We start from the raw sequence: 2,916 nt of genomic DNA, 5'->3' as shown, positions 1-2,916 counted from the left end.
GACTCGATCCCGCCGCGCAGGGTCGCTGATGTGGCTCGTGAGCTGGGCCTGGTTCCGGAGACGTTGCGCAACTGGGTGGTGGCGGCCGAGAAGCACCGGGTGTCGGCGGCTGCCGGCGGGCTGGATGAGGCCGAGCGGGCCGAGTTGGCGGCGCTGCGCCGCCGGGTGCGGGTGTTGGAGGAGGAGAAGGAGATTCTGCGCGAGGCCACCCAGTTTTTTGCGCGCGAGACGAACCGCTGAACCGCCGCTACCGGTTCGTCTCCGTCCACTCCAGCCCGGACCTCCCGGCCGGGCAGCGGCATCCTGTCACCCGGCTGTGCCAGGCGGTCGGTGCCCCGCGCGGCGGCTACTACGCCCGGGCGGGCCGCCGAGCCCGCCCGGGCGGTCAAGGCCTCTGCCGATCAGGCGCTGACCGGCCGGATCCGAAAAATCCATCAGGCCTCCAGGTGCACCTACGGCGCCAAGCGCGTCGCCCTGGACCTGGCCGACGGCACCGACGGGCAACCACCAACGGCCGCCAACCACAAGAAGGTCGCCAGGCTGATGCGCCAGCACCAGATCATCGGCAGGCACCTGCGCCGACGCAGGGCCCTGACCAAACAAGACAAGGCCGCCGCACCCGTCCCGGACCTGCTGGGACGCGACTTCGACGCCGGAGCACCCGACGTCAAATGGTGCGGTGACATCACCTACATCCCGGTGGGCGAGTCAGGGTTCGTCTACCTGGCCACCGTGATCGATCTGTTCTCCGGCCGGCTGCTCGGCTGGTCGATCGCCGACCACCACCGGGCCGAGTTGGTCGCCGACGCGCTCACCGCTGCCGTCGCCGTCCGCGGCGGGGACGTCGACGGCGTGATCTTCCACTCCGACCGCGGATCGGAATACACCTCTACCCTGGCCGCCGACTACTGCCGCCAGCAAGGCATACGCCGCAGCATGGGCCGCGTGGGCTCGTGCTTCGACAACGCCGCCGCCGAAAGCTTCTTCGCCACCTACAAGCGGGAAACCGTCACCACCTTGGCCACCGGCCGCATCGCCGATGAGGCCGAAGCCCGCCGCGAGACGTTCCGCTGGATCGCCTTCTACAACCACCGCCGCCGGCACAGCCGGGCCGGACGGCTCGCACCGATCACCTACGAGCAGCGACACCACCACGACAGTAAGCTTCCTGATAGCTCTGCTACAGTTCAGAGCCTAGCCGCATGAAACCCGGTGTCTACTTCCCGGGGGCCGCCCCAATACGAGCCGGGCCCGGCCGGCGCGGCCCAGCAGGGTTACCGACCACGCCTCCCATGCTGCCGGCCCCGCGTCCGCCGACGCCGCATCGCACCCAACCCACGTCCTCACGGCCACTAGGTTCGACGAGCCAGCGCGTAGTTCGGCTCATCCGTTTAGCGCCCCCTTAGCGCCACGGCAGAAGCTTGTCGCATGAGCGATTCACTCCGGGAGCCGAACGTCATCCTGCGCGGCGGGCCCGCGGCTCTCTCAGGCAAGAAGCGGGTACGTAGTGTCGCGGACAGTGACAGCGTGCTCAAGCTGCAGAACGGAAATCGGTACGACCACTACGAGTCCACTTCCGAGACGGTGATCGACGACGGCCGGCTGCTGAAGGTGTTCGTTTGGGTCCAGTGCACCTATGTCGCGGAGTAGACGGCCCTGAACCCCGGGGCGGCTCTATGGCGAGCGCAAGTCGGTGACTCCGGGAGTTCGGCACCGACTGCGCTCTTCTCTTGCGATGTGCACGTATATAGCGGTGGCCCGCGAAAGGTTGTAGCCGTGATGCCGTACGCCTGGTGGCGCTGAGGTACCTTTGGCCTCGCCATCTTCGGGACCTGGTACGGACGCGCGGTGTTGTGACGGCCAGCCCGACAGCCGGGCGGAGGATCATGGCACCAGCTGGCTATCAACCCTCCGGCGTAGCCACGGCCGGCCCAAACGTCACTGATGCGCAGGCATTCCAGCAGCGGCATCGCACTGTCGCGGTCCCGCACGTCGATGCCTGTGGCCAGGATCGTCAGCAACATCCCGAGGATGTCTATGACGACGTGCCGCTTGGACCCATCGACCTTCTTGCTGTTGTGACGGGTCCGTCGTGAGGCAAGCGGCGCCCGACCGCAAGCGAGGCGTGGCCGTGGGCGTGCTCGACCTGGTCGACCGGGGCTTCACAACAACGGTCGTCGAGCACGGCGCGGCCGGCGGCGTCGATCAGGAAGGTTGAGAGCCGCTCGGATCGCCGTCGATGAAGCTGAATATCTCCTCGTCAGAGGCGGAAGTGAGGTCGGCGAACGCGGCCGTGGCCTCGGCCGCTGGCGTCGAGGAGCCCCTGGCGTCCAGCCGGGACAACAGGACGCGAAGTCGGGCAGCGACTTCACCGCGATGCGCGGTGTCCGACTCGGGCCACCACTTCGAGTCGGGGGTGAGCGTCGCTTCCAGGCGCGCGAGTGCGAGGTCCGGATCGCCATCCGTGCCGGTCGTCGTGGCTACCGGGCCTTCTGCGGCTACGGATCGCGCGGCGTTCGGAACGAGCGTTGACAGATACGAGGTCAATGCGGCAGGCGACGGGTGGTCGAAGATAGCGGTGGCGGGCAGGCGGACGCCGATGACGCCGCCGAGGCGGTTGCGCAGTTCGACCGCTGTGAGGGAGTCGATCCCGAGATCGAGGAAGCCCCGGTCCGGATCGATCGTTGCCACGCCACCGTGCCGCAGTATCGCCGCGACTGATTCGAGCACGGCGCTGAGCACGAGGTCCTCCCGCTCGGCGCCCACAGTCGCTGCCAGCTTCTCCATGAGATTCGGGCCCGGGGCCACAGCGCCGGACGCGTGGTGGTTCCTTCGAGCCCTGTCGGCGGTGGTGGGTTTGGTGAGGTGGGCTGGGATGAGGAGGGGTTGGTCGGTGGTGTGGGCGGTGTCCAGGAG

5 protein-coding genes are annotated in these 2,916 nt (G+C 68.2%); 4 read left to right on the top strand and 1 reads right to left on the bottom strand.

Features of this window, described 5'->3' with window-relative positions; all coding sequences use genetic code 11:
• The 4 genes from GWK61_RS53685 to GWK61_RS59110 all read left to right on the top strand — a co-directional run.
• Nucleotides 1-240, top strand: a 240-nt coding sequence (locus GWK61_RS53685) for a transposase (RefSeq protein ID WP_228564508.1), incomplete at its 5' end; no start/stop codon positions are given.
• A 90-nt stretch (nt 241-330) separates the two neighbouring features.
• Complete coding sequence (locus GWK61_RS53680) at nt 331-1,206, top strand: IS3 family transposase (RefSeq protein ID WP_194922144.1); 876 nt, start codon at nt 331-333, stop codon at nt 1,204-1,206.
• 222 nt (nt 1,207-1,428) lie between these two features.
• A complete protein-coding gene (locus tag GWK61_RS53675; RefSeq protein ID WP_194922143.1) occupies nt 1,429-1,650 on the top strand; it encodes a DUF5988 family protein in 222 nt (73 codons plus the stop codon).
• A 442-nt stretch (nt 1,651-2,092) separates the two neighbouring features.
• Nucleotides 2,093-2,218 (top strand): hypothetical protein, encoded by a 126-nt coding sequence (locus GWK61_RS59110; protein WP_267254606.1) that lies wholly within the window; start codon nt 2,093-2,095, stop codon nt 2,216-2,218.
• Here GWK61_RS59110 and GWK61_RS60420 read toward each other — a convergent pair.
• Nucleotides 2,206-2,787, bottom strand: coding sequence for a phosphopantetheine-binding protein (locus GWK61_RS60420; protein WP_194922141.1), 582 nt, complete (start codon nt 2,785-2,787; stop codon nt 2,206-2,208). The genes GWK61_RS59110 and GWK61_RS60420 overlap by 13 nt on opposite strands.
• Between the last annotated feature and the right edge of the window lie 129 nt (nt 2,788-2,916).

Origin of the sequence: Catenulispora rubra, assembly GCF_015356825.1 — a bacterium.
Taxonomy (GTDB): Bacteria; Actinomycetota; Actinomycetes; order Streptomycetales; family Catenulisporaceae; genus Catenulispora; species Catenulispora rubra.
Note: the sequence above shows the minus strand (reverse complement) of the source record. Positions and strands in the feature narration are given on the sequence as shown.